The following is a 21,145-nucleotide window of genomic DNA, read 5'->3' on the forward strand; positions in this document are numbered from 1 at the left end:
GGAGGTTCGAAATGGCGATATCACCTGTTCAAACATTGGAGGTACCTGACGTCTGTCACCGGTGGCTGGAAAACCGAGGGACGGTTTATGAGCTTTTGATCGATTTTATGGGCAACTCGCCCAGCTTGTCTATGATTGCGGAATGGAGCCGCGGAAGCGGGATCGGCAAAGCAGCGGAAGGCACCCAAGGGGGAGCCGACCTGGTGAATTATTTATGCGGCCGGTCACCCGAGGAGCTGGTTAAGATCTGCGAGTACGAAGGGGTGGAATACCGCCGTTTGCTCGAGCGGAACAAGCAGCGCCCGCTGTCCGAATCGCAGTATACGAAGAGCGGCTGCGTTCGGGATGTTGCCGAGTGTTATGAGACGGTCGGCGTCGCGTTTAACAAACTGCACGGAGAGGCCGACGATCATTTGGCGATCGAGTTGGAATTCATGACGGTGCTCCACGACCGGATGCTGAATAATTGCTATGGCGAAGACGGCTTGCTGAAGCTGATGGCCGCACAGGAACAATTTTTGGAGGAGCATTTGCTGGCGTGGGTGCCCTCGCTCTGTGAGGATATGAAGGCCTCGACGGATAGCCCGCTTTATCGGGCATTGTTCCGCTTGCTGGAAGAGTTTCTTATGCAGGATTTGCGGATGCTGAAGGTATGGAGGCAATCCCGTGAGGCGGAGCTTGTACATTAACCAAGCGGATAAAATGGAGCGAATGTGAAAGTCTGGATGGCTGCGCTCGGTCCGAAAGCATGCTATAGAATGAACAAAAGGGCATCATTCGAGTCTTAGCAGACCTGAATGGTGCCCTTTTTGTTATAGACGAGCCGTTTTATTCGGCAACTTGTTTCTTGCGGAATTTCATCAAGAACTCATACACGATCGGTACGACGACAAGCGTCAGCAGCGTGGAGCTGATCAAGCCGCCGATTACCGTGATGCCGAGTCCACGCGAGATAATTCCTGCGCTGTTCTCCCATCCGAATACGAGCGGGAGCAGAGCGCCGATGGTCGCGAGTGCGGTCATCAGGATTGGACGAAGACGGGTGACCCCTGCCTCGAGCAGCGCTTCGCGAGTGCTGAGGCCTTCGCGCTCTTTGTGAATCACGCGGTCAATCAGAACGATCGCGTTGGTGACGACAATACCGATCAGCATCAGCACGCCCATCAGAGAGGAAACGTTAAGCGTTTCGCCGGTCACCAGCAAACCGATAATCGCCCCGATGACGATGAACGGCAGCGAGAACAGAATCGCGAACGGAGCGAGCGCGCCCCCGAACGTGACAACGAGAACGAAATACACGATGGCGATCGCGGCCAGCATGGCGAGACCCAGCTGCCCGAACGTTTCATTAATCTGTTCCGTAACTCCGCCGAATTGTACGGAGACGCCGTCCGGAATTTCCAGCTTATCGACTTCAGCTTCCAAGTTGCTGGATGCTGTTCCAACGTCATTGGTCAAAATGTCGGCAGTTACCGTCACAACCATTTTACCGTCGATGCGTGTGATTGTATCAGGAGTCGTTCCTTCCTCGACTTCGGCAACGTCCTTGATCGGCACCTCGATGCCAAGCGGGGATGTTACGGTTTCGTTCTCAATCTCCTTGATGCTCTTGTAAGTGGTCGTATCGGCTTCGATGTAGACATTATAGGTTTTGTCCTCAATGTTTACCTCTGTCAGCACCGGACGTTCGCGTACCGGGCTAAGCTTCATGGCGAGCTGTCCGGCGGTGAGACCGAGCGAGCTCAGCTTCTCTTGATCAGCGACCAGCGTGTACTGCTCAAACGCCTCGGACAAGCTTGTTTCGGCGTTATCGAATGTCGCGGTGTCCTTATTGGCGAGCTCCACAATCTGATCGGCTACCGGCTTGATCTGATCCAGAGAATCGCCGAACACGTTCACCGTCAGCTGGTTGCCGCCAAAGCCGCCGGCCATGTCCATGTTGGCCCAGGTTCCTTCCGGAACGGCCTTCGTCAGGTCTTCAATCAGGGCTGTTTTGACATCCTCAAAGTTCTTGGTGTCCGATTCATACATAATATAGAACAATCCCGAATTAGCAGAGCCCATGCCAAGCGGATTGCTGCCCCCGATGGAATACTGCATTTTCTCTACGCCCGGCTGATCCATGATCAGCTTCTCGGCTTTCAGCGCACGCTGCTCAACATCCTCGAGCAGGACGCCCGGCTCAGGGGAATACGTCACCATTACGTATTTGTCTTCCTGCTCCGGAATGAAGCTGACGCCCAGGAATTTCGTAAGGAACAGGCTGCCGACCAGCAGAGCTACCGCCATCAGGAAGGTAATGGCCTTATGATTCAAGGACCATTTCAGGATGGAGCGATAGCCTTTGGCGATTGCGCCCGGCTTCTCCGCATGGTCATGCTTGTTCTTCAGTCCCTTGCGGAAGAGACTGTGTGCCATGGCCGGCACGAGCGTGATCGCAACGACGAGAGAAGCCAGCAGCGCGAATACCATCGTCAATGCGAATGGCATGAACAGTTCGCCTACCATGCCGCTGACCAGGGTGAGCGGCAGGAATACCGCGATCGTTACGATGGTCGAGGACATAATCGGCACGAACATTTCGCGGGTGGCGGCGCTGATGAGCTCCCTGCCTGAAAGCTTCTCGGTGGAAAGCGACATGCGCCGGTATATGTTTTCAATAACAACGATCGAGTCGTCCACAACCCGTCCGATGGCAACGGTCATCGCGCCGAGGGACATCATATTCAGGGTGATATCCATCTGCTGCAAGCACAGAATCGCAATCAGCAGGGACAGCGGGATCGAGATGATCGAAATAATCGTCGAACGGATATTGCGAAGGAAGATCATAATGATCAGGACCGCGAACAACGCCCCGTACAACGCTTTGAAAAGCATCGTATGCACAGAGTCTTCGATCGGCTTGCCTTGGTCGAGCATAATGGTCAGATCCATGTCCGGATACAATTTGCCGAGTTCTTCGGCCTTATCCTTCACGAGGTTGACCACGTCAACGGTGTTGGCATCATTGGACTTGACGATCTGAATGCCGATCGATTCCTTCCCGTTGGTGCGGGAGATCGATTCCGAGGTGCCGATGACGTTAATATCGGCAATTTCGCTCAGCTTCACGGTAGGGATGCCGGCAGGAGCGCCGGTTTGTCCGCCTGGAGCGCCTTGTCCCTGAGCGCCTGCGGCACCCTGGCTCTGACCTTGGGCACCTGCGGCGCCTTGTCCCTGACCTTGAGCGCCTGCGCCTGTCTGCGTTGCTGCCTGGGCACCCGTGCCGTTCTGTGGAGCTCCTTGGTCGCCTGCCCCTGCTCCGGCCCCTTGACCGGCAGCAGCTCCCGGCTGACCAGCGCCGCCTGCGTTCGGAGCCCCTGCTCCTGCACCGGCTTGCGCGCCTGCACCGCCTGGAATAACGGGGATCGCCAAGTTCTTCAGATCATCAATGGTAATGATCCCGCCGTCGATCGCAACGGCCTTTTGCGATTTATCCATCTCGAACATGCCGAGCGGAACGTACAGCGAGGAAGCTTGGACGATCTGCTTCACGGTATCTTCCGTGAGGCCAAGCTTATCCATTTCGTCCTGCTTGAATTTCAGCTGGACTTCATTGACGTATTGGCCGGCAACCTGGATGGAAGCTACGCCGTCCAGATCCTCGAGAGCAGGCACGATGTCATTCTCGGTAATGCGGGTCAATTCGTCGAGCTTCATGTTATTGCTGTTCGAAATACTCAGCGAGACCACCGGCATCGAGCTCATGCTGAATTTCGAGATGGTCGGCTTCTGGGCCTCATCCGGCAGCTGAACCTCTTGGATGGCTTCGCGAACGGCCGCTGTCGCATTGTCGAGGTCGGTTCCGTAATCGAATTCGACCATGACATTTGCCGCATTCTCCATTGAGGTGGAAGTGACGGTCTTTACGCCATCGATATTCCGGAGACGCGTCTCCAGCGGCTTGGTAACTTCCTCCACAACGCCTTCGGGTGCGGCGCCCGGATAAACAGCGGTTACGCTAAGGAACGGCACGTTAATATCCGGGATTGTTTCCTGTTTCATCGTCACCCCGCTGTATAGTCCGGCGAAGGTTACGATGATGGTTAGCAGCCAGATGGCAAATTTGTTCCGCAGCGAAAAATTAATAATTCCTTTCATGCGTCGGGTTTCTCCCCTCTCCATAACTTATGTCTCTAGCTTTGAACAAATCTTCCTATGTCATTCCGCCAGGTGCTAAGTAGGTTTCCAGTACGGTCGTGATGGTATTCTTCAGCTCTTCATATAAGTCTTCCAGACCTTCGATTCCTTCAAGGTTTCTGAGCATTCCCTTCAGTACCGCCCGGCTCGGCTGGAGGGTGATCAGTTCCTTCTCCATAATCCCGAGGGACTCCAGGGTGTCTTGCCGGAGCTCGTGATCAAGCTTCAGCTGCTTTAGTTCATTCTTCATTGCCTTAATCACGATAAGCGGGTGACGCGGCGACCGCAGGTCGACCTGACACAGATCCTTCTGCCCCAGAACGACCTCCAGCGGAATAAGCGGCTTCGGCCGCCGGCGAAGCATGCTTGCCATCACGTCGTCCATCAGCTGAATAAGGTGTTCGGCTGTTTGTCCCACATTCAGGTGGAAGTCCGGCATGAACAGGAACCGGATGTAGGTGCCCAATATACCGCCCATGAGCATGGCGATCTCCATCGTGTAGGGAGCGGCTTCAGGCCCGTAGATGACTTGAAGTTTATGGTTAAACCACTGCAATGCCTGCACAATTTCCTGCTGGGCGTTATCCTTGTCAAACGGCGGCTTTCCCGGCACCGTCTGATCGTGAAACTGCTTCAGCAGAAATTCGCGAATCTCCATGAAATGGATAAGTAGCACCTCGGCCTGCTTGCGAAGCTGTTCCCTCGGTTCAAGGAGCGGATCGTTATCCACCCGCAAAATCTCATCCTTGATCCGGCCGATGATATGCTCGTAGATGCTCTTTTCCAATTCCTCTTTGGATTTGAAATGTAAATATAGGCTGCCTTTCGACATCCCGCATACTTCGGCGATCTCCTGCATGGAGGTTTCCGAGGCGCCCTTCGCGGAAAACAGCTGCATCGCAGTGATGAGAATTTGCTGCCTTTTATCTGCCGTTTTATCAGCCAAGCCTGATTTCACCTCACTTGGGAACTTGAGAGTTCCGTTATTGACCTTGCGGTCATTTCCGATTATAAAGGAAAAAGAACGGCCGTTTCAACTTTCGTGAAAGGCCGTTCTTTTTAAAGATCTTATACTAGTTATGAATAAGGGCTTACTTCCGCCATACAGGTATCCAAAAGGGACTTGTTTCCGCTGTATAGGGCTATATCGGTCTCACAAGTACTCAAAAGGTACTTGTTTGCGTCGTATGAGGTTATATTTGCCACACAGGTACTCAAAAGGGACTTGTTTCAGTCACATGGGGCTATACTCGCCTCACAAGTCCCGAATAGGCATGAGCGTTGCATAAATCTTTACATCAGCAACCACTTGGATGAAATCTGAATAAGAACAATTAATTTACAGTTGTTTTTTCAAGAAATACACCAAAGATCCAACACCTTCTTAAATGTAGCTACGTTTTCCCATAAAATGTATTTTGTGCAAGATTTTCGTTTCCTAAGTCACTTTGCTTGTTTTAAAAATGCCAATGCTCGTTCGTAATTCAGGTACCTTCCTTGGTGCACCGCGTGGCTTTCCAGAAGTTGTTCGCGTAGGTGCTCGAAACAGAGCATTCAAGAACTGGGACCACGGATGATACATGTGAATTCGAAACAATTCAAGGACACGCCAAACGCTTTTCTTGGTTTCTAGACGTAGCTGCATATACTGTGCCAGCACGTAAGCGATCAGCGCAAGGTAAATCTGGTTCCATATCGCTTGCGGCTTATAGCTGTGCAGTTTTTTCAGGCGCAGATGCTGCTTTATCCATTTAAAGAAAAGTTCAATAAGCCATCGGCATTTGTAGATATGAGCTACTTCTTCGGCCGTTATGTCCTGTCGAGAGGTAAGTAGGCGATAAAAGCGCCCCTGCTCATCATAAAACTCTACGAGCCGGACTCGTTCCTTCATCTTGCGCCAACCGCTACCTACGTTCACAAGAGCATCTCGTGTGATCGGGCTTCCCGGAGGAATTTCTCGTTCCTCCACAACATGGATTGAGGTGCGATCTCTCATTCGCATGACAAATTGAATGCCGCGCTCCATCCAGTTGTCCATGTTTTTGTAGCTATCATAACCACGGTCCATGACATAAGTTGCCGCCCGCTCGGTGACCAGTTCGACCGCCCCGGCTCGATCGCCTACGTTTAAAGTCGATGGGATGACAGCGTCCGGATATACCACTTCGGGTGAAGCGGCTAAGAGCCGCACATGCAGCTTTACCCCGCTGGAGGTATGTGAAACTCTGGCCCAATCCCCAAGCACCAAGGGGAGAGTGATTTTCGACGAATCAATGAGTGCCAGAGGTCCAATGGTTGAAGAAATGCCCTGCTGGTGAGACGTCAGCCTCTGGACACGGGCAACGCTATGGAGAAAAAGCATGTGCAAGATTTCCGTCGGGATTTCGCTGAGTTTCCGTGACAATTGGGCTGCGCTGATGCTGGGCAGATCGAGGATGGACCGAATTTCAGAATGTGCATAAATTTGTTCTTCCATCTCGGTATAGCTTTGCCAATGGTTGAACTGAGCCAGAATGAAAATGAGAATGCTTTTGTTGATGGTGAGCTTCTTGGCGTAGCGATCGGCATGAAGGAGTCGATCGTGTACATCCAAAGGCAGTAAAGAAAGCAGTTGACGAACGACAGTGTTTTGGGTTACGTTATCCATGGTTGGACTCCTTTTTAGAGGTCGTGGACAACGTGCTACGTCTTCTAAATTAGGAGCCTTTTTTTGTTTTGTCCATGAAAAAGATACAGGTAGTTACAGAAATAGTAACTTCAGCAAAAGTTGTGATAGGTTTTATGCAACACTCATGCCGAATAGGGACTTGTTTCCGCTGCATGGGGCTATATCCGCATCACAAGTACTCAAAAGGGACTTGCTTCCGCCACATGGGGCTATATTCGCCACACAAGTACCCATAAGGGACCTGCTTCCGCCGTATGGGGCTATATTCGCATCATAAGTACCCAAAAGGGACTTGTTTCCGCTACATGAGGCTATAATCGCCACACAAGTACTCAAAAGGGGCTTATTTTGCAACAATGGAGCTATATTCGCCTCACAAGTACTCAAAAGGGACTTGTTTCCGCTACATGAGGCTATATTCGCCTCACAAGTCCCTAAAAGGGACTTGCTTCCGCCGCATGGGGCTATATTCGCCTCACAAGTCCCTAAAAGGGACTTGCTTCCGCCGCATGAGGCTATATTCGCCTCACAAGTCCCGAAAAGTCCGCTGCATGGGGCTATATCCGCCTCATAAGTCCCTAAAAGGGACTAGTTTCCGCCGTATGAGGCTATACTCGCCTCACAAGTCCCTAAAAGGGACTTACTTCCGTCACATGAGGCTATACTCGCCACACAAGAACCCAAAAGGGACTTGTTACCGTCACATGAGGCTATATTCGCCTCACAAGTACTCAAAAGGGACTTGTTTCCGCCGCATAAAAGCTACATCCGCTCGCAAGCATCAATGGCTAACCCATGCAACCACCGTACATTTACGAATAAGGAAGTAGCTTAAGTGATCAGCTTCAATCCGACGGCAGAGCACAGAATCATGGCGATGAACAGGATACGCCGCCATTCCTTCGGCTCGCCGAACAGGACCATGCCCGTGACGGTGCTGCCGACCGTCCCGATTCCGGTCCAGATGGCATAGGCCGTACCCATGGGGATGCTCTCCATGGCAAACGACAGCAGGGAGAAGCTGATTGCAAACGAAGCGAACATCAGCAGCAGATAGATCCAGCCCTTCCGCTGAGACACTCCCTTAATGCCGATCACCCCGCCGATTTCAAGCAATCCTGCACAAATAAGGGCGATCCAGGCCATTATCGGCTCACCTCCCCGTTTTGCTCGGCATTGTCAGCGGTGACCAGCTTTAGTCCGATGACTCCGGCCAGCAGCACTCCGATCAGCAGCACCTTAATCAGCTTAAAGGGTTCGCCGAACAGCAGCATTTCAGTGCCGACCGTTCCAGCCGTGCCGATCCCGGTAAAAACCGCATATACCGTCCCCACAGGGAGCCGTTTAGCCGACTCAATGATCAAAAAGAAACTGGCGACAATCGCCAGAGCGGTTCCTAGCCACTCCCACGTATTTGAAGCGTGTTTTAAGCCGATGACCCACAATATTTCGACCAAGCCGGCCAAAAGTACAAAAACCCAATTCCGATTCATGATGATTCCTCTCCTTTTCTTGACTAACACGAAGTGCTCCCTTTGCGCAAAGACGCTAACTTTTATGGATTGTGCCACTTCGCGCCGGAGCGTCAGGCCGATGTTTGATCGGGAAGTATCGTTATCTTTCTCTCGACACGCCGGACCAATACACGGGCCATGCGGCTTCAAGCCGCCGAGTGGTGCGGGCTTCCCCGCCGTACAGCATCTCGACGGCAATGCCGTCGAGCAAGGTAAGGTAGGCAATGGCGGCCTGCCTAGGGTGCCGAATGATCCGTCCTTGTACCGGACAGCCTGCGGCTAGAAGCCTCGACAGCTTCTGTTCCTGCTCATCCAGGAACGGATAGACGAGATTCATGACATCGTCATACAGAGCGCTTGGCGGGAAAAAAACCATTCTCAGGAAAAACTTTCTCTCCGCATCCCGTTCGTAAATCTGCTGCCAATCCACCACAAATCCTTTCAGCTGCGCTTCCAGCGGAAGGGAGGCGTGCTCCTCGAAATAGTCTTCGATCCGCTGCTTCTGCCGCTCGAATACATCGGCCAGCACCTGCAGGAACAGGTCCTCTTTACTGGAAAAATGAGCATAGATCGATGGCTTCTTTATTCCGCAATCATCGGCAATATGTTTAAGCGAGGCTCCTTCATAGCCGTCTTGGGCGAAGCGGGCCAGAGCGGACTGTTTTATCTCAGCGGCACTCATCGCAATCCTCCTAACTAACGGTCGTTAGTCATATTTTTAGCAAACGGGGCTGCTTCTGTCAATAGTCTTTTTATTGGGCCTAACGAGGACAGGGGCTTTTTAGTTCATGCTTTAGTTCCCGAGACTTATCATGTAGAATATGGGTTGACCAGCATCGTACATACAAAAGAGAGATGAAGCGATGAAGCAAGGGGTAGAAGGATATGAGAAAGGGAATACAGGCCGTACTGATTACCGCGTTATTATTCGCGTTTTATTATTTTGGCATCGATTATTTCGGCAAGACGACAGGAACTATCATCGGGATATTTTCGACCCTGACCGTCGTCTCGATCGGGTTCATGATTTTCATGGAGAACCGGCATCCGACCAGTACAATGGCCTGGATTCTACTGCTTGCACTAGTACCGATCGTAGGGCTAGTTTTTTATTTTCTGTTCGGACAGAACTATTTTAAACGCAGAAAATATGACAAGAAGGCGCAAAAGGACGGCTTGGCCTATACCAGCGAAGTGCTTCGGCGCAGCAACCAAGATATCTCCCGTTTTAAAAGGGAGCACCAGCAGCTCCTGCAGCTGTCCACCCGCCTCGGGCGTGCGCCGGTTTCGTTCTCTTCGGATACCAAGGTGCTCACGAACGGAGAGGAGACGTTCGCGGCACTGCTTCGCGAGCTGGAGCTGGCCAAGCATCATATTCATATGGAATATTACATTTATCGTCCTGACGACATCGGGACCCAAATTCGGGACATTCTGGTGCGAAAGGCCAGGGAAGGGGTTGCCGTCCGGTTCATGGTCGATGCGGTAGGCAGCCTGCAGCTGCCGCCCGCTTTCCTGGAGGAGATGAAAGCCGCGGGGATTAAGGTAGCCGTATTCGGCAGCCCGAAGGCGATATTCTTCACGAGCCGGGTCAATTACCGCAATCACCGGAAAATCGTTGTCATCGACGGTACCGTCGGCTTCATCGGCGGCTTGAATGTCGGGGACGAGTATTTGAGCCGCAGCAAGGTTTTCGGGTTTTGGCGGGACACGCATATGCTGGTCCGGGGCGAGGCCGTCAGGACGCTGCAAATTGTGTTCCTGCAGGACTGGGAATATATGACCGGAGAGCAGCCTACAGACCAGGTGTATTTCTCCCCGGATCTCGTCGATCACTCCTCCGGAGCCGTGCAGATTATTGCCAGCGGACCGGATAATGAGCGCCGGGCGCTCAAGCATATCTTCTTCTCCATGATCGCATCGGCACGTCATTCCGTATGGCTTGCGACGCCTTATTTTATCCCGGATGAAGATATTTTGACGGCGCTGAGGGTCGCGGCTTTGTCCGGCCTTGACGTCCGGATCCTGTTTCCGTCGAAACCGGACAAGTGGCTGCCGTTTCTGGCCTCGCATTCCTATTTCCCGGCTTTGCTGGATGCGGGGGTGCGGGTATTCGAATACGAGAAGGGCTTTATGCATTCCAAGCTGCTCATTGTGGATGGAGAGGTTGCCACGATCGGAACGGCGAATATGGACATGCGCAGCTTTCACCTGAATTTTGAAGTGAACGCTCTTCTCGTTCATACGGACAGCGTCAATCAGCTGGTAGCCGATTTTGAGCAGGATCTGGAGCACGCGGTGCTGTATGACCGAAGCCGCACGAGGAAGAAGCGCATCATGACCCGGCTGCTCGAATCCGCGGCGCGGCTGATGTCGCCGCTGCTGTAGCGTTGCTCGGGTGCAAGGGAATATTTGGGCTGATGTGTAACAGCCGTTTAAGAGAAATATATGGATAACAACATGGGCGGAGCTCGTTAATATGTGATGATTCACGAATAAGCCGGACAGATGCGGCGCAGTATGGACAGGCATTTCGTTCGGTCCGGATTTATCGTTCTGGCTGAGCACCCATCGGTTCGACAAGCCTACAAGCCGCCATAATATCGATCACAAAAATTTTTAAACAGGAGGTGCTATGGAAATGAATGCATGGAAAAAAATAAGGGCCGGAACGATGGAGCCTGCCGCAATTTGTAATCGGGCAGACGGCTTGGAGTCATCCGGCGGCAGGCTGCTTCCGGATGTCCCCACCGGCGAGCGGAAGATTGAGCATGTGCGGCTGTGCCTGGAGGAAGAGGTCGGCTCCGTAGGCATTACTTCAGGCTTTGAGCGCTACCGCTTCCGGCATTGCGCGCTGCCTGAGGTGAGCTTCGAGGACATCAGGCTCGACACCTCCTTTCTTGGCATTCCAACACGGACGCCGTTTCTCATCAGCTCCATGACGGGGGGGAGCCGGACAACCGGGGAAATTAATATGCGGCTTGCGGAAGCGGCGGAGCGCCGGGGCTGGGCGCTTGGCGTCGGCTCCATCCGGGCAGCGGTGGAGAAGGAAGAGCTTGCCCCGACCTTTCGCGTGAGAGAGCGGGCGCCAAGCGTACCGATCATCGCGAACCTTGGGGCGGTTCAGCTCAATTACGGCTTCGGAACGGATGATTGCCGCCGGGCGGTCGACATTGCGGGTGCCGATATGCTGGTGCTGCATCTCAACGCCCTGCAGGAAGTGTTCCAGCCGGAAGGGAATACGCGATTTGGCGGACTTGCCTCCAGGATTGAAGAGCTGTGCAGCAGCCTTGAGGTTCCTGTCGGGGTTAAAGAAGTCGGCTGGGGCATTGACGGGGAGACGGCCCGGATGCTGATGGAGCTGGGCGTTGCTTTCATCGATGTGGCGGGAGCGGGAGGCACCTCCTGGAGCCAGGTCGAGAAATTCCGGGCGAATGATCCGGTACGTCGCGCCGCAGCGGAGGCCTTTGCCGACTGGGGCAATCCGACGGCGGAATGTATCGTCGAGGTGCGGGAAGCTGTTCCGGATTTTCCGATGATCGGCAGCGGCGGGCTCAACAGCGGCGTGGATGCCGCCAAAGCGATTGCACTGGGCGCTGATCTGGCGGGCTTTGGGCGGGGATTGCTCGGGCCTGCCGTCGATTCCGAGGAAGCGCTGGACCGGCGCCTCGCTCAGACGGAGCTGGAGCTTCGAACCGCGATGCTGGGGATCGGGGCTCCAGATATCGAGTCGTTAAGGTCAACGACGCGCCTGATCCGCAAGCAAGGGTTGTAACGACAAGCAAGGTGGTCTGTTCTGAATGTCTCTAACGACCGCAAAGCAAGGTCGATAACGACAGGACTGATCGCCATGCAGGAAACGTTATGGAACACGCGGGAATATCTGCAGCAATACGTGTTGAACTCTATCGGGTATCTGCTATAATTAATAAGATTGTTTTGGACCTGAGGTTTAAGGGAGCAAACCCCCACAGCCTCTGAAAGAAAATGCATATAAGTGATAGAGTAACCTGATAAGGAGTTGTCATATAAATGGCTTTAAAAGCAGGGATCGTCGGTTTGCCGAACGTCGGCAAATCCACATTGTTTAATGCGATAACGCAGGCGGGCGCCGAATCGGCGAACTACCCGTTCTGTACGATTGACCCGAACGTCGGCGTCGTTGAGGTGCCGGATGAGCGCCTTGATAAGCTGACTGAGCTGGTGCAGCCGAATAAAACCGTTCCGACCGCTTTCGAATTCGTCGATATCGCGGGACTGGTTCGCGGTGCGAGCAAAGGGGAGGGACTCGGAAACAAGTTCCTGGCCCATATTCGCGAGGTCGATGCGATCGTGCACGTCGTACGATGCTTTGAGGATGAAAATATCACCCACGTAGACGGCAAGGTCAACCCGGTGAGCGACATCCAGACCATCAACCTGGAGCTGATCCTGGCGGATCTGGACAGCGTCGAGAAGCGGATCGAGCGTACGAAGAAGAACATGAAGGGCGGCAACAAGCAGTACGCCCAAGAAGTAGAGCTGCTGGAGCGTCTGAAGGAAGCCCTGTACAATGATCAGCCGGCACGCAGCGTCGAGCTGTCCGATGAGGAGAAGCTGATCGTCCGCGATCTGCATCTGCTGACGCTCAAGCCGGTGCTGTATGCGGCCAACGTAAGCGAGGATGGCGTGACTGACGCGGACAGCAATCCGTACGTGCAGCAGGTCCGCGAGTTCGCGGCTGCCGAGAATGCTGCCGTCGTTCCGATCAGCGCCAAGGTGGAAGCCGAAATCGCCGAGCTTGAAGGTGAAGACAAGGCCATGTTCCTCGAAGAGCTGGGCCTGGAGGAATCCGGCCTGAACCGCCTCATTAAAGCGGCATACAGCCTGCTCGGCCTGTACACCTACTTTACCGCAGGCGTGCAGGAGGTGCGCGCATGGACGATCCGCAAAGGCACGAAGGCCCCTCAGGCGGCTGGCGTCATCCACAGCGATTTCGAGCGCGGCTTTATCCGGGCCGAGGTCGTATCCTATGACGATCTTGTTGCCGCCGGATCGATGAACGGCGCGAAGGAGCGCGGACAGCTCCGGCTTGAAGGGAAGGACTATGTCGTCAATGACGGCGATGTCATGCACTTCCGCTTCAACGTGTAGCATATTATGATACGTAGACCATGGCTCCATGCCAGTTGATGCATGGGATCATGGTCTTTTTGCCAAGCGGATATCTCATATGGTGCAGGGAACGTTTCCCGTGTTTCCCGGGCGTATGCCCTTCTAGTCAAATACGCCGTTTCATGGTATAATAAACAGTCGTTTACGCTTCGCATATTCGAGGGAGCGATAGGCGCTAGAATCAGGAATATTACGTAAGAGAGGTGAATTCCTTGTTAGACCGATTGCAATCCCTGGCGGACCGTTACGAGAAGCTGAGCGAGCTGCTGTGCGATCCGGATGTCGCGAATGACTCCAAGAAGCTAAGGGATTATTCCAAAGAACAATCCGATCTGCAGCCTGCTTATGAGGCTTATGTTGAATATAAAAATGTAATGGAAGAGCTTGAAGCTGCAAAAACCATGCAGGGTGAGAAGCTCGATGACGAAATGCGCGAAATGGTGAAAATGGAAATCGAGGAGCTCTCCGCCCGCCAACAGGAGCTGGAGGAGAAAATCCGGATTTTGCTGCTGCCGAAGGACCCGAACGACGACAAGAACGTTATCGTCGAGATTCGCGGGGCAGCCGGCGGAGACGAGGCGGCGCTCTTCGCGTCCGATCTGTACCGGATGTACACCCGTTATGCCGATTCCCAGGGCTGGAAGGTTGAGCTGATGGACGTGAACATGAACGACCTCGGCGGTTTTAAAGAGGTCATCTTCATGATCAACGGCCGCGGTGCTTACAGCAAAATGAAATTCGAGAGCGGCGCGCACCGGGTGCAGCGTATTCCGGCAACGGAATCCGGCGGTCGTATCCATACCTCCACTTCAACAGTGGCGGTCATGCCGGAAGCCGAGGAAGTCGATATCGAGATTTTGGATAAGGATATCCGCGTGGATACGTTCTGCTCCAGCGGTGCGGGCGGTCAGTCCGTTAACACCACAAAGTCGGCGGTTCGCGTAACGCATATCCCGACCGGCATTGTGGCTACGTGCCAGGACGGCAAGTCCCAGAACTCCAACAAGGAGAAGGCGCTGCAGGTGCTTCGCGCGCGCATCTACGACATGATGCGCCAGGAAGAGGAAGCGAAGTACGCCGGCGAGCGCAAGAGCAAGGTCGGCACCGGAGATCGAAGCGAGCGGATCCGCACGTACAATTTCCCGCAAAGCCGGGTGACCGACCATCGGATCGGGCTTACCGTGCATAAGCTGGATCAGGTGATGAACGGCGAAATCGAGGAGATCATTTCCGCCCTGACCATCGCAGAGCAAGCGGAAATGATGGATAAAGGAGTATAACGCTTTGGAGCGAAACAAATTTGCATTGACGCCGGAGCGCAGCATACGGGAAGCCTTTCTGGAGGCTTCTTCTTTTTTAGACGGGGTCGGGGTCCTGGAGCCGCAGCGAAATGCGCAGCTGCTGCTGGAGCATGTGCTGGGGCTGACCGGCACGGCGTATTACGTGGCCCTCGGCGACGGTTTTCCCGAGGACCAGCGCAGCGATTTCGAGGACGTCATCAACCGGAAGGCCGACGGCGTCCCGGCGCAATACATCATCGGGGAGCAGGAGTTCTACGGGCGATCGTTCGAGGTGACGCCGGCCGTTCTGATTCCGCGTCCTGAAACGGAGCTGCTTGTCGAGGCCGTGCTGAAGTACGGAAACCAGCTGGCACCGCAGCCTGGCGAAAGACTGACCGCCGTCGACATCGGCACCGGCAGCGGTGCCATCGCCGTAACGCTGGCGCTGGAGGCGAAAGGGCTGCGCATGCTGGCGAGCGACATTTCGCCGCAGGCGCTGGATGTTGCGCGGCGTAATGCGTCCCGGCTCGGAGCCGACGTGGAGTTCAGGCAGGGCAATCTGCTCGAGCCGTTCGCCGGCTTGGCGCCGGATATGATTGTCTCCAACCCGCCGTACATCCCGGCCAGGGACATTGAAGAGCTTCAGCCCGAGGTGCGGGATCATGAGCCGCGAACCGCGCTGGACGGCGGGCCCGACGGCCTCTATCCGTACCGTGTGATGATGGATCAGCTCCCGCTGCTTGCGACGCCGCCGAGACTGATCGCCTTCGAGCTGGGCATGGGCCAGGCGCAGGATGTAGCGGATATGCTGCGGGCTGCCGGTCATTGGGACGAGATCGTTACGATCCCGGATTTGGCGGGAATCGACAGGCATGTTTTGGGAATTGCCCGTTAAATTGTGTTCGGAGGGAAATTCTTTTACAATATATGATGATCATGGGTTTACTTGCGGAAATCCGCTGCTTCCCGTGCAGGCTTCTCATGCTCATGATCCGTTCGTGCTCATAAGGTTCGTATTCTGTCTTATCGTCCGCCCGCATCCTTGAAAGGCTGTTGGGGCGATGGCTAATGCGCCAGGTATGGGCCGGGAGAGCCCAAACTTTTTATCCGGGCAGATCGTTATATGGCCGGTAAGGCACATCGGAGCGATAAGCTCCGGCACAGGGGGATCAAAGGCATGCTTCAGAAATTTAAAAAAATAGACTTTGTTGTCGTAACCGTCCTTGTCATGCTGATGATCATCAGCGTTACTTCCTTATACAGCGTAACCATCGGATCGGCTGATTGGAACGGGTACCATATTAAGATGCTCATCTTTTACGTTGCGGGCTTTATCGCTTTCTTCGGCATGAGCCTATTGGATTACCGCGTTCTCATTAAACACGCGACCTACATTTATATCGGCGGCCTGCTGCTGCTTGTGTACGTTATGTTTTTCGGGTCAACGCTTAACGGCTCGAAGGGCTGGATTAATCTCGGGTTTACGAGCCTGCAGCCGGCGGAAATGTTTAAGTTGGTCTTGATTATCTTCCTGACTTTTATACTGGTGAAGAAAAATAAATCGCAGCTTTCCTTTATCCGGGATGTCATTCCGGTCGGCTTCTTGGCGTTTATTCCCTTCGTGCTGGTCATGGGCATCAACGACTTGGGGAATGCGCTCAGCTACGTCATCATTTTGATGGGGCTGCTGTGGATTGGTAATGTCAAGTTATCGCATGCGCTGATCGGTCTGGTGCTCGTTGCGGGCACCGCTTTCGGCGGAATCCAGGCTTACATTCATTACCATGACGAGATTACAGCCTTCATGAAGGAAGGGAGCCGCTCGCACTGGCTGGACCGGATCGATCCGTGGCTGATGCCCGAGACGACGGACAACGCCGGTGCCGGCTATCACACCCACAATGCCAAGCTGGCGATCGCTTCCGGCGGCATGACCGGGGAAGGCTTTATGCAGGGGACCTCGGTGCAATCGGGACGGGTACCGTATACGTATTCCGACTCCATCTTCGTGCAGATTGCGGAGGAATACGGGTTTATCGGTTCTTCCGTGCTGCTCCTGCTCTATTTCATTCTGATCCATCGGATGATTCTGATATCGCTCGAATCGCGTGAACGTGCCGGTCCGTTTCTCATCATAGGGATCGTGTCCATGTTCTTATACCAAATCTTTGAGAATATCGGGATGTTTATCGGCCTCATGCCGCTGACAGGGATTACATTGCCGTTTATCAGTTACGGGGGAACATCGCTCGTAATCAGCATGGCGAGCCTCGGGGTAGCCATGAGCGTGAAGCTGCACGGCCGGGAAATCGAGGAGGATATGCCGGATCCGCATGCGCACCGGTCGACGGTGGCGAAACAGGCATAAGCCGTAGCCATCGTGCACTGGTGGGGGGCTATCCTATTCGAAATGGCCTGTCTTGAACCAGGATATCCGAAATTTACAAATACATTTATGAAGAGATGTTGTCCATAGGGGGCAGCATCTTTTATTTTTTGTAAGGACAAGAAATGAGCCTGTGATTAGCCCTAGGCAGGGAAGTAACCTATTGGAGGGCTGACAGGGTAACGGGGGAGAGGCGTCTCTATCATCTTTTTAAACAAATTGCTAGATTCACGTTTAGATCTTCGGCGGCCGGACATACTGATAGCATCATAGATTATCGGTTGATAGAGAGGCGGTTGTCCAAGATGAACCATTATAGCGAAACCCTCCGTATTATCGTGAAAAAAATGATTTTGCTCTTATCCTGTATGTTTATGGTCATTACCGTGTGGGAAGGTCAGCGAATTGATGCTTCTGTTGTGGGGGGGCCGATTCCTCAGGAATCGATCCGGCTGCGCATCTTGGCCAATTCCGACAGTCCCTCCGATCAGCTTGTGAAGCGGGAAATCCGCGATGCGGTCGTGGAGCAAATGCAGCTATGGGTTCAGCAGCTGGATAACCCGCAGAGCCTCGAGGAAGCTAAGGCGCTGACGAGCCGGCATCTGCCGGAAATTCGCCAGCTGGTCGGCGAAGAGCTGAGAAAACGGGGGATCACCTACAGCTACAATGTGGAACTCGGCGTCGTACCGTTCCCGACAAAGCTGTACGGCGGCACGGTCTATCCGGCAGGCGATTATGATGCGGTGCGCATCACGCTTGGCGAGGGACAGGGACAGAACTGGTGGTGCGTGTTGTTCCCGCCGCTGTGCTTCATCGACGGGGGCAGCGGAGACGCGGCGGCGCAGCCGGCGGATGCCGGCGTCCAGACCGTCTCGGCGCAAGCCGATAAGAGCCAGGCGGATGAGCCAGTCAATGCGGGCGATACCGAGCCTGAAGTCCGGTTTTTCTTATGGGATATGTTTATCGGGATCTGGAATTGGGTGGCAGGATTGTTTGGATAATCTAGCGGATGCATAGGATGATATTCGGAAAGATTGGTAGGAAGACATGCAGGCCGTTTGATTTTCAATTCGAGTCGAGTGTGATACACTTTCATTTAGAAGAGTGCTTTCTCTTTAGCGCGACCGGCTGCCCGGGTGGGGACCCGGGACGGGACTGAAGAATCGAAGCGCTTTTTTAAATGTCAAAAAGTATCAACTCTAAAGCCATTGGGATTAGCTCCAGCAAGGCGCGTGCTTGATGGTTAATATACTTCATAAACAGAAAGCTTGGGATAGGGAATGGAACATACTGCAAGCGGCCGCGAGGACAGCCGCCAATTGGAACATAACGAACAGCCTGTTGACCCGCAGTCACAACCGACGAAGGTGTGGCGTATCGGTATTGAATCGATGGAATCCGGCAGCCGAACTCCGGAAGAGGAGCAGGCTCTGCTTGAAGCGGGTCGGGTGCTTGCAGGCGGCGGGCTTGTCGCCTTCCCGACGGAGACGGTCTACGGGTTGGGCGCCGATGCGGGAAGCACGGAAGCGGTTGAACGTATATTTGCGGCGAAGGGAAGGCCTTCGGACAACCCGCTGATCGTGCATATATCGGATTTGTCCCAGCTGGATGACCTGGCGCTTCGGGTAAACGATACCGAGCGTGCGCTGATGAAGGCGTTCTGGCCGGGCCCGCTGTCGCTGGTGCTGCCCGTGAAGCCGGGTGCCGTGTCGTCCCGTGTGACGGCGGGGCTGGACACGGTCGCGGTGCGAATGCCTGACCACCCGGCTGCGCTCGCGCTTATTCGCGCGGCCGGCTGCCCGCTGGCCGCGCCGAGCGCGAACCGCTCCGGCCGGCCGAGCCCTACGCTTGCGGGCCATGTGCTGGAGGATTTGGCCGGCGCGATCGACGGCGTGCTTGACGGCGGCCCTGCCGGGGTCGGCGTCGAGTCGACGGTCGTGCAAGCCGGCGAGGACGGTGCCGTGACGGTGCTCCGTCCCGGCGGCGTCACGGCCGAGCAGCTTGCCGCGGTGGCGGCAAGCGTGCGCCTCGACCCGGCGCTAACAAGCGCCGCCGGGGAGGCGGAGAGCCCGGCGCCCCGCTCGCCGGGCATGAAATACACGCACTACGCGCCGAAGGGCGCGATGTGCGTGGTGCAGGGCCGCGACGCCGACGCGGTAGCGGCCCGCATCGCGGCCGAGCTTGCGGCCGCCGCCCGCCGCGGCGAGGTGACCGGTGTGCTGTCGTTCGACGAGCACATTGGTCGCTACCGCGCGGACGTGGCGGTCCCGCTCGGCCGCCAGGCCGCGCCGGAGGAAGCGGCCCGCCGGCTGTACGCCGGCCTGCGCCGGTTCGACGAGGCCGGCGCCACCTTCATTCTTGCGGAAGCCTGCCCTGAAGAGGGCCTCGGCGCCGCGGTGATGAACCGGCTGCTGAAGGCGGCAGGACATCGCGTTATCGACGTGGATCATTAACCGCAGCCTTTTTTTCCAAAGCCGATCAGGAATCATTTATCCCTTGTCCGCATATGGTGTACAAGACCATGAGACTTGGGGGAATGGGCATGTTGGAGGCGTCTGTCCAATCGGGACAGCTTGCGGCGATTCTGCTCATGGCGGTTGCACTTGGGCTAGACGCGTTTTCGCTTGGCATCGGAGTCGGTTTGCGAGGCGGGCTGCGCCACCGTCATATGCTGGGCATGAGCTTTCTGATCGGCCTGTTTCATATGCTGATGCCCCTGCTGGGGCTGGCTGCCGGCCGTTATGTCGGATTGCTGCTGGGACAGGTTACCGGGCTTGCCGCCGGCGGATTGCTGGTTCTGCTCGGGGGCCATATGATCCATAACGCTTTTCGCGGAGGCGAGGGCAAGCTCGTTCATCCATCCGCACTGCTGGGTATGCTGTTGTTCTCGCTTAGCGTCAGCATCGATTCGTTCTCGGTTGGATTATCGCTGGGCATGTTCGTGCATGATGTAACGCTGATCGTTGTAACCTTCGGGGTTGTCGGCGGCTTGATGTCGATTCTCGGTTTGATGCTGGGCCGTCAGGTCAGCAGCAAGCTGGGCGAGTACGGCGAGATGCTGGGAGGACTTATTTTGGTCGTGTTTGGCGTGATGTTTATTGTCTGATACGGGCGGTAAGGCACACCGGATATGAAATGTGGATGAATGTGGGGAATTCGTTGACCGGCAGAGTAGTAACTTTTGTGGAATCATTGTCCGAGTAATATAGAAGTTGCGAAATTTGTGATGAGATTTGATACAATATCCCTAATGACCTAATACTGACGGGAGGGAGCCTTAAGACTGTGAAAAAGATACTATTTGTCTGCACCGGAAATACCTGCCGCAGTCCGATGGCCGAAGGGATGCTGCGCAAGCTGGCGAAGCAGCGGGGCATTCCGCTGGAGGTGCGATCCGCCGGCGTATCGGCGATAGATGGCATGCCGGTGTCCCATCATGCGGAATCCGTACTGCGGGATCAGGATATCCGGGACGAGCTCGTATCCAAGCCGCTCACCTCAGAGCTGGTGGAATGGGCTGATCTCGTTCTGACTCTAACCCAATCGCATAAGCAATATGCCATTCGGCAGTTTCCTCACGCGGCCGATAAAATGCATACCTTAAAGGAATATGTTGAGGATGACAGCAAGGTGCTTGCAGATTTGCAGGAGCAAGACAGTCTGTACGCATCGATTGAGCTGGCCCGAGCGCTTGGTCAAAATGTCAGCGATAAGGATCGCGAACGGTTGATTGAGCTTCGCCAGCGCATTCCTAGCTTTGATATCTCGGACCCGTTCGGCGGCACGAAGGAAGAGTATGAAGCGACCGCAGCCGAGATTCGGACGGCGCTCTTTCGTTTGTTGGACAAGCTGAATGCGGGCGGGCCGGCGTAATCGCTTGCTGCGGGCGGACGAATTATGACTCTGGCATCAGAGCGCGTGAGTGGAAAAGGCACAGCTGCAGGCGTGGCTAAAAAAGCCG

General features: G+C 54.6%; 17 protein-coding genes. 11 read left to right on the forward strand and 6 right to left on the reverse strand.

The annotated features are described in order from the left end of the window. The first annotated feature begins 11 nt into the window (after positions 1–11). The gene (locus tag MKX76_RS24935; RefSeq protein WP_210094008.1) at positions 12–689 is read left to right on the forward strand and encodes a TorD/DmsD family molecular chaperone; all 678 of its coding nucleotides are present in this window, start codon (positions 12–14) and stop codon (positions 687–689) included. Positions 690–828: 139 nt separating this feature from the next. Here the strand turns inward: MKX76_RS24935 and MKX76_RS24940 are convergent, their stop codons facing one another. From MKX76_RS24940 to MKX76_RS24965, 6 genes are all read right to left on the reverse strand, one after another. Continuing rightward, complete coding sequence (locus MKX76_RS24940) at positions 829–4,143, reverse strand: efflux RND transporter permease subunit (RefSeq protein ID WP_210094007.1); 3,315 nt, start codon at positions 4,141–4,143, stop codon at positions 829–831. A 55-nt stretch (positions 4,144–4,198) separates the two neighbouring features. Beyond that, positions 4,199–5,128 (reverse strand): TetR/AcrR family transcriptional regulator, encoded by a 930-nt coding sequence (locus tag MKX76_RS24945; RefSeq protein WP_007128803.1) that lies wholly within the window; start codon positions 5,126–5,128, stop codon positions 4,199–4,201. A 492-nt stretch (positions 5,129–5,620) separates the two neighbouring features. After that, positions 5,621–6,829, reverse strand: coding sequence for an IS4 family transposase (locus tag MKX76_RS24950; protein WP_341034768.1), 1,209 nt, complete (start codon positions 6,827–6,829; stop codon positions 5,621–5,623). Positions 6,830–7,681: 852 nt separating this feature from the next. Continuing rightward, on the reverse strand, positions 7,682–7,996 hold the full coding sequence (locus tag MKX76_RS24955; RefSeq protein ID WP_007128801.1) for a DMT family transporter: 315 nt from the start codon (positions 7,994–7,996) through the stop codon (positions 7,682–7,684). After that, positions 7,996–8,343, reverse strand: coding sequence for a DMT family transporter (locus MKX76_RS24960; RefSeq protein ID WP_007128800.1), 348 nt, complete (start codon positions 8,341–8,343; stop codon positions 7,996–7,998). Before MKX76_RS24960 ends, MKX76_RS24955 begins: the two co-directional genes overlap by 1 nt. Positions 8,344–8,464: 121 nt before the next feature. Continuing rightward, positions 8,465–9,046, reverse strand: coding sequence for a TetR/AcrR family transcriptional regulator (locus MKX76_RS24965; RefSeq protein ID WP_028405655.1), 582 nt, complete (start codon positions 9,044–9,046; stop codon positions 8,465–8,467). A 203-nt stretch (positions 9,047–9,249) separates the two neighbouring features. On the opposite strand from MKX76_RS24965, the gene cls reads away from it, so the two are divergent. From cls to MKX76_RS25015, 10 genes are all read left to right on the forward strand, one after another. Further along, positions 9,250–10,752, forward strand: a complete 1,503-nt coding sequence (gene cls, locus MKX76_RS24970) for a cardiolipin synthase (RefSeq protein ID WP_007128798.1) — start codon at positions 9,250–9,252, stop codon at positions 10,750–10,752. A gap of 286 nt (positions 10,753–11,038) precedes the next feature. Beyond that, positions 11,039–12,139, forward strand: a complete 1,101-nt coding sequence (gene fni / locus MKX76_RS24975) for a type 2 isopentenyl-diphosphate Delta-isomerase (protein WP_373872054.1) — start codon at positions 11,039–11,041, stop codon at positions 12,137–12,139. Between the two features lie 257 nt (positions 12,140–12,396). Then, entirely contained in the window at positions 12,397–13,497 is a 1,101-nt protein-coding gene (gene ychF / locus MKX76_RS24980) for a redox-regulated ATPase YchF (protein WP_007128796.1), read from the forward strand. Positions 13,498–13,730: 233 nt separating this feature from the next. Continuing rightward, positions 13,731–14,798: a peptide chain release factor 1 gene (gene prfA, locus MKX76_RS24985; RefSeq protein ID WP_007128795.1), complete on the forward strand. Its 1,068-nt coding sequence runs from the start codon at positions 13,731–13,733 to the stop codon at positions 14,796–14,798. Between the two features lie 4 nt (positions 14,799–14,802). After that, complete coding sequence (gene prmC / locus MKX76_RS24990; protein WP_007128794.1) at positions 14,803–15,693, forward strand: peptide chain release factor N(5)-glutamine methyltransferase; 891 nt, start codon at positions 14,803–14,805, stop codon at positions 15,691–15,693. A gap of 282 nt (positions 15,694–15,975) precedes the next feature. After that, positions 15,976–17,166, forward strand: coding sequence for an FtsW/RodA/SpoVE family cell cycle protein (locus MKX76_RS24995; RefSeq protein WP_007128793.1), 1,191 nt, complete (start codon positions 15,976–15,978; stop codon positions 17,164–17,166). A 323-nt stretch (positions 17,167–17,489) separates the two neighbouring features. Next, on the forward strand, positions 17,490–18,185 hold the full coding sequence (gene spoIIR / locus MKX76_RS25000) for a stage II sporulation protein R (protein WP_144877966.1): 696 nt from the start codon (positions 17,490–17,492) through the stop codon (positions 18,183–18,185). A 390-nt stretch (positions 18,186–18,575) separates the two neighbouring features. Next, positions 18,576–19,637 (forward strand): L-threonylcarbamoyladenylate synthase, encoded by a 1,062-nt coding sequence (locus tag MKX76_RS25005; RefSeq protein ID WP_040738351.1) that lies wholly within the window; start codon positions 18,576–18,578, stop codon positions 19,635–19,637. A gap of 89 nt (positions 19,638–19,726) precedes the next feature. Beyond that, positions 19,727–20,290 carry a manganese efflux pump MntP gene (locus MKX76_RS25010; RefSeq protein WP_007128790.1) on the forward strand — a complete coding sequence of 188 codons (564 nt, stop codon included), beginning with the start codon at positions 19,727–19,729 and terminating at the stop codon, positions 20,288–20,290. A gap of 179 nt (positions 20,291–20,469) precedes the next feature. Continuing rightward, positions 20,470–21,057 (forward strand): low molecular weight protein arginine phosphatase, encoded by a 588-nt coding sequence (locus tag MKX76_RS25015; RefSeq protein ID WP_144877968.1) that lies wholly within the window; start codon positions 20,470–20,472, stop codon positions 21,055–21,057. The last annotated feature ends 88 nt before the right edge of the window (positions 21,058–21,145 follow it).

Source organism: Paenibacillus sp. FSL R5-0810, assembly GCF_038002285.1.
Lineage (GTDB): Bacteria > Bacillota > Bacilli > Paenibacillales > Paenibacillaceae > Paenibacillus_AQ > Paenibacillus_AQ lactis.

Excerpts from the sequence above, each read along its gene's own strand:
- MKX76_RS25010 (WP_007128790.1), top strand. The coding sequence starts at position 19,727 with ATGTTGGAGGCGTCTGTCCAATCGGGACAGCTTGCGGCGATTCTGCTC.
- MKX76_RS24995 (WP_007128793.1), top strand. The coding sequence starts at position 15,976 with ATGCTTCAGAAATTTAAAAAAATAGACTTTGTTGTCGTAACCGTCCTT.
- fni (WP_373872054.1), top strand. The coding sequence starts at position 11,039 with ATGGAGCCTGCCGCAATTTGTAATCGGGCAGACGGCTTGGAGTCATCC.
- ychF (WP_007128796.1), top strand. The coding sequence starts at position 12,397 with ATGGCTTTAAAAGCAGGGATCGTCGGTTTGCCGAACGTCGGCAAATCC.
- MKX76_RS24955 (WP_007128801.1), bottom strand. The coding sequence starts at position 7,996 with ATGGCCTGGATCGCCCTTATTTGTGCAGGATTGCTTGAAATCGGCGGG.
- cls (WP_007128798.1), top strand. The coding sequence starts at position 9,250 with ATGAGAAAGGGAATACAGGCCGTACTGATTACCGCGTTATTATTCGCG.
- MKX76_RS24965 (WP_028405655.1), bottom strand. The coding sequence starts at position 9,046 with ATGAGTGCCGCTGAGATAAAACAGTCCGCTCTGGCCCGCTTCGCCCAA.
- MKX76_RS24935 (WP_210094008.1), top strand. The coding sequence starts at position 12 with ATGGCGATATCACCTGTTCAAACATTGGAGGTACCTGACGTCTGTCAC.
- MKX76_RS24950 (WP_341034768.1), bottom strand. The coding sequence starts at position 6,829 with ATGGATAACGTAACCCAAAACACTGTCGTTCGTCAACTGCTTTCTTTA.
- MKX76_RS25005 (WP_040738351.1), top strand. The coding sequence starts at position 18,576 with ATGGAATCCGGCAGCCGAACTCCGGAAGAGGAGCAGGCTCTGCTTGAA.
- MKX76_RS24960 (WP_007128800.1), bottom strand. The coding sequence starts at position 8,343 with ATGAATCGGAATTGGGTTTTTGTACTTTTGGCCGGCTTGGTCGAAATA.
- MKX76_RS24940 (WP_210094007.1), bottom strand. The coding sequence starts at position 4,143 with ATGAAAGGAATTATTAATTTTTCGCTGCGGAACAAATTTGCCATCTGG.
- spoIIR (WP_144877966.1), top strand. The coding sequence starts at position 17,490 with ATGAACCATTATAGCGAAACCCTCCGTATTATCGTGAAAAAAATGATT.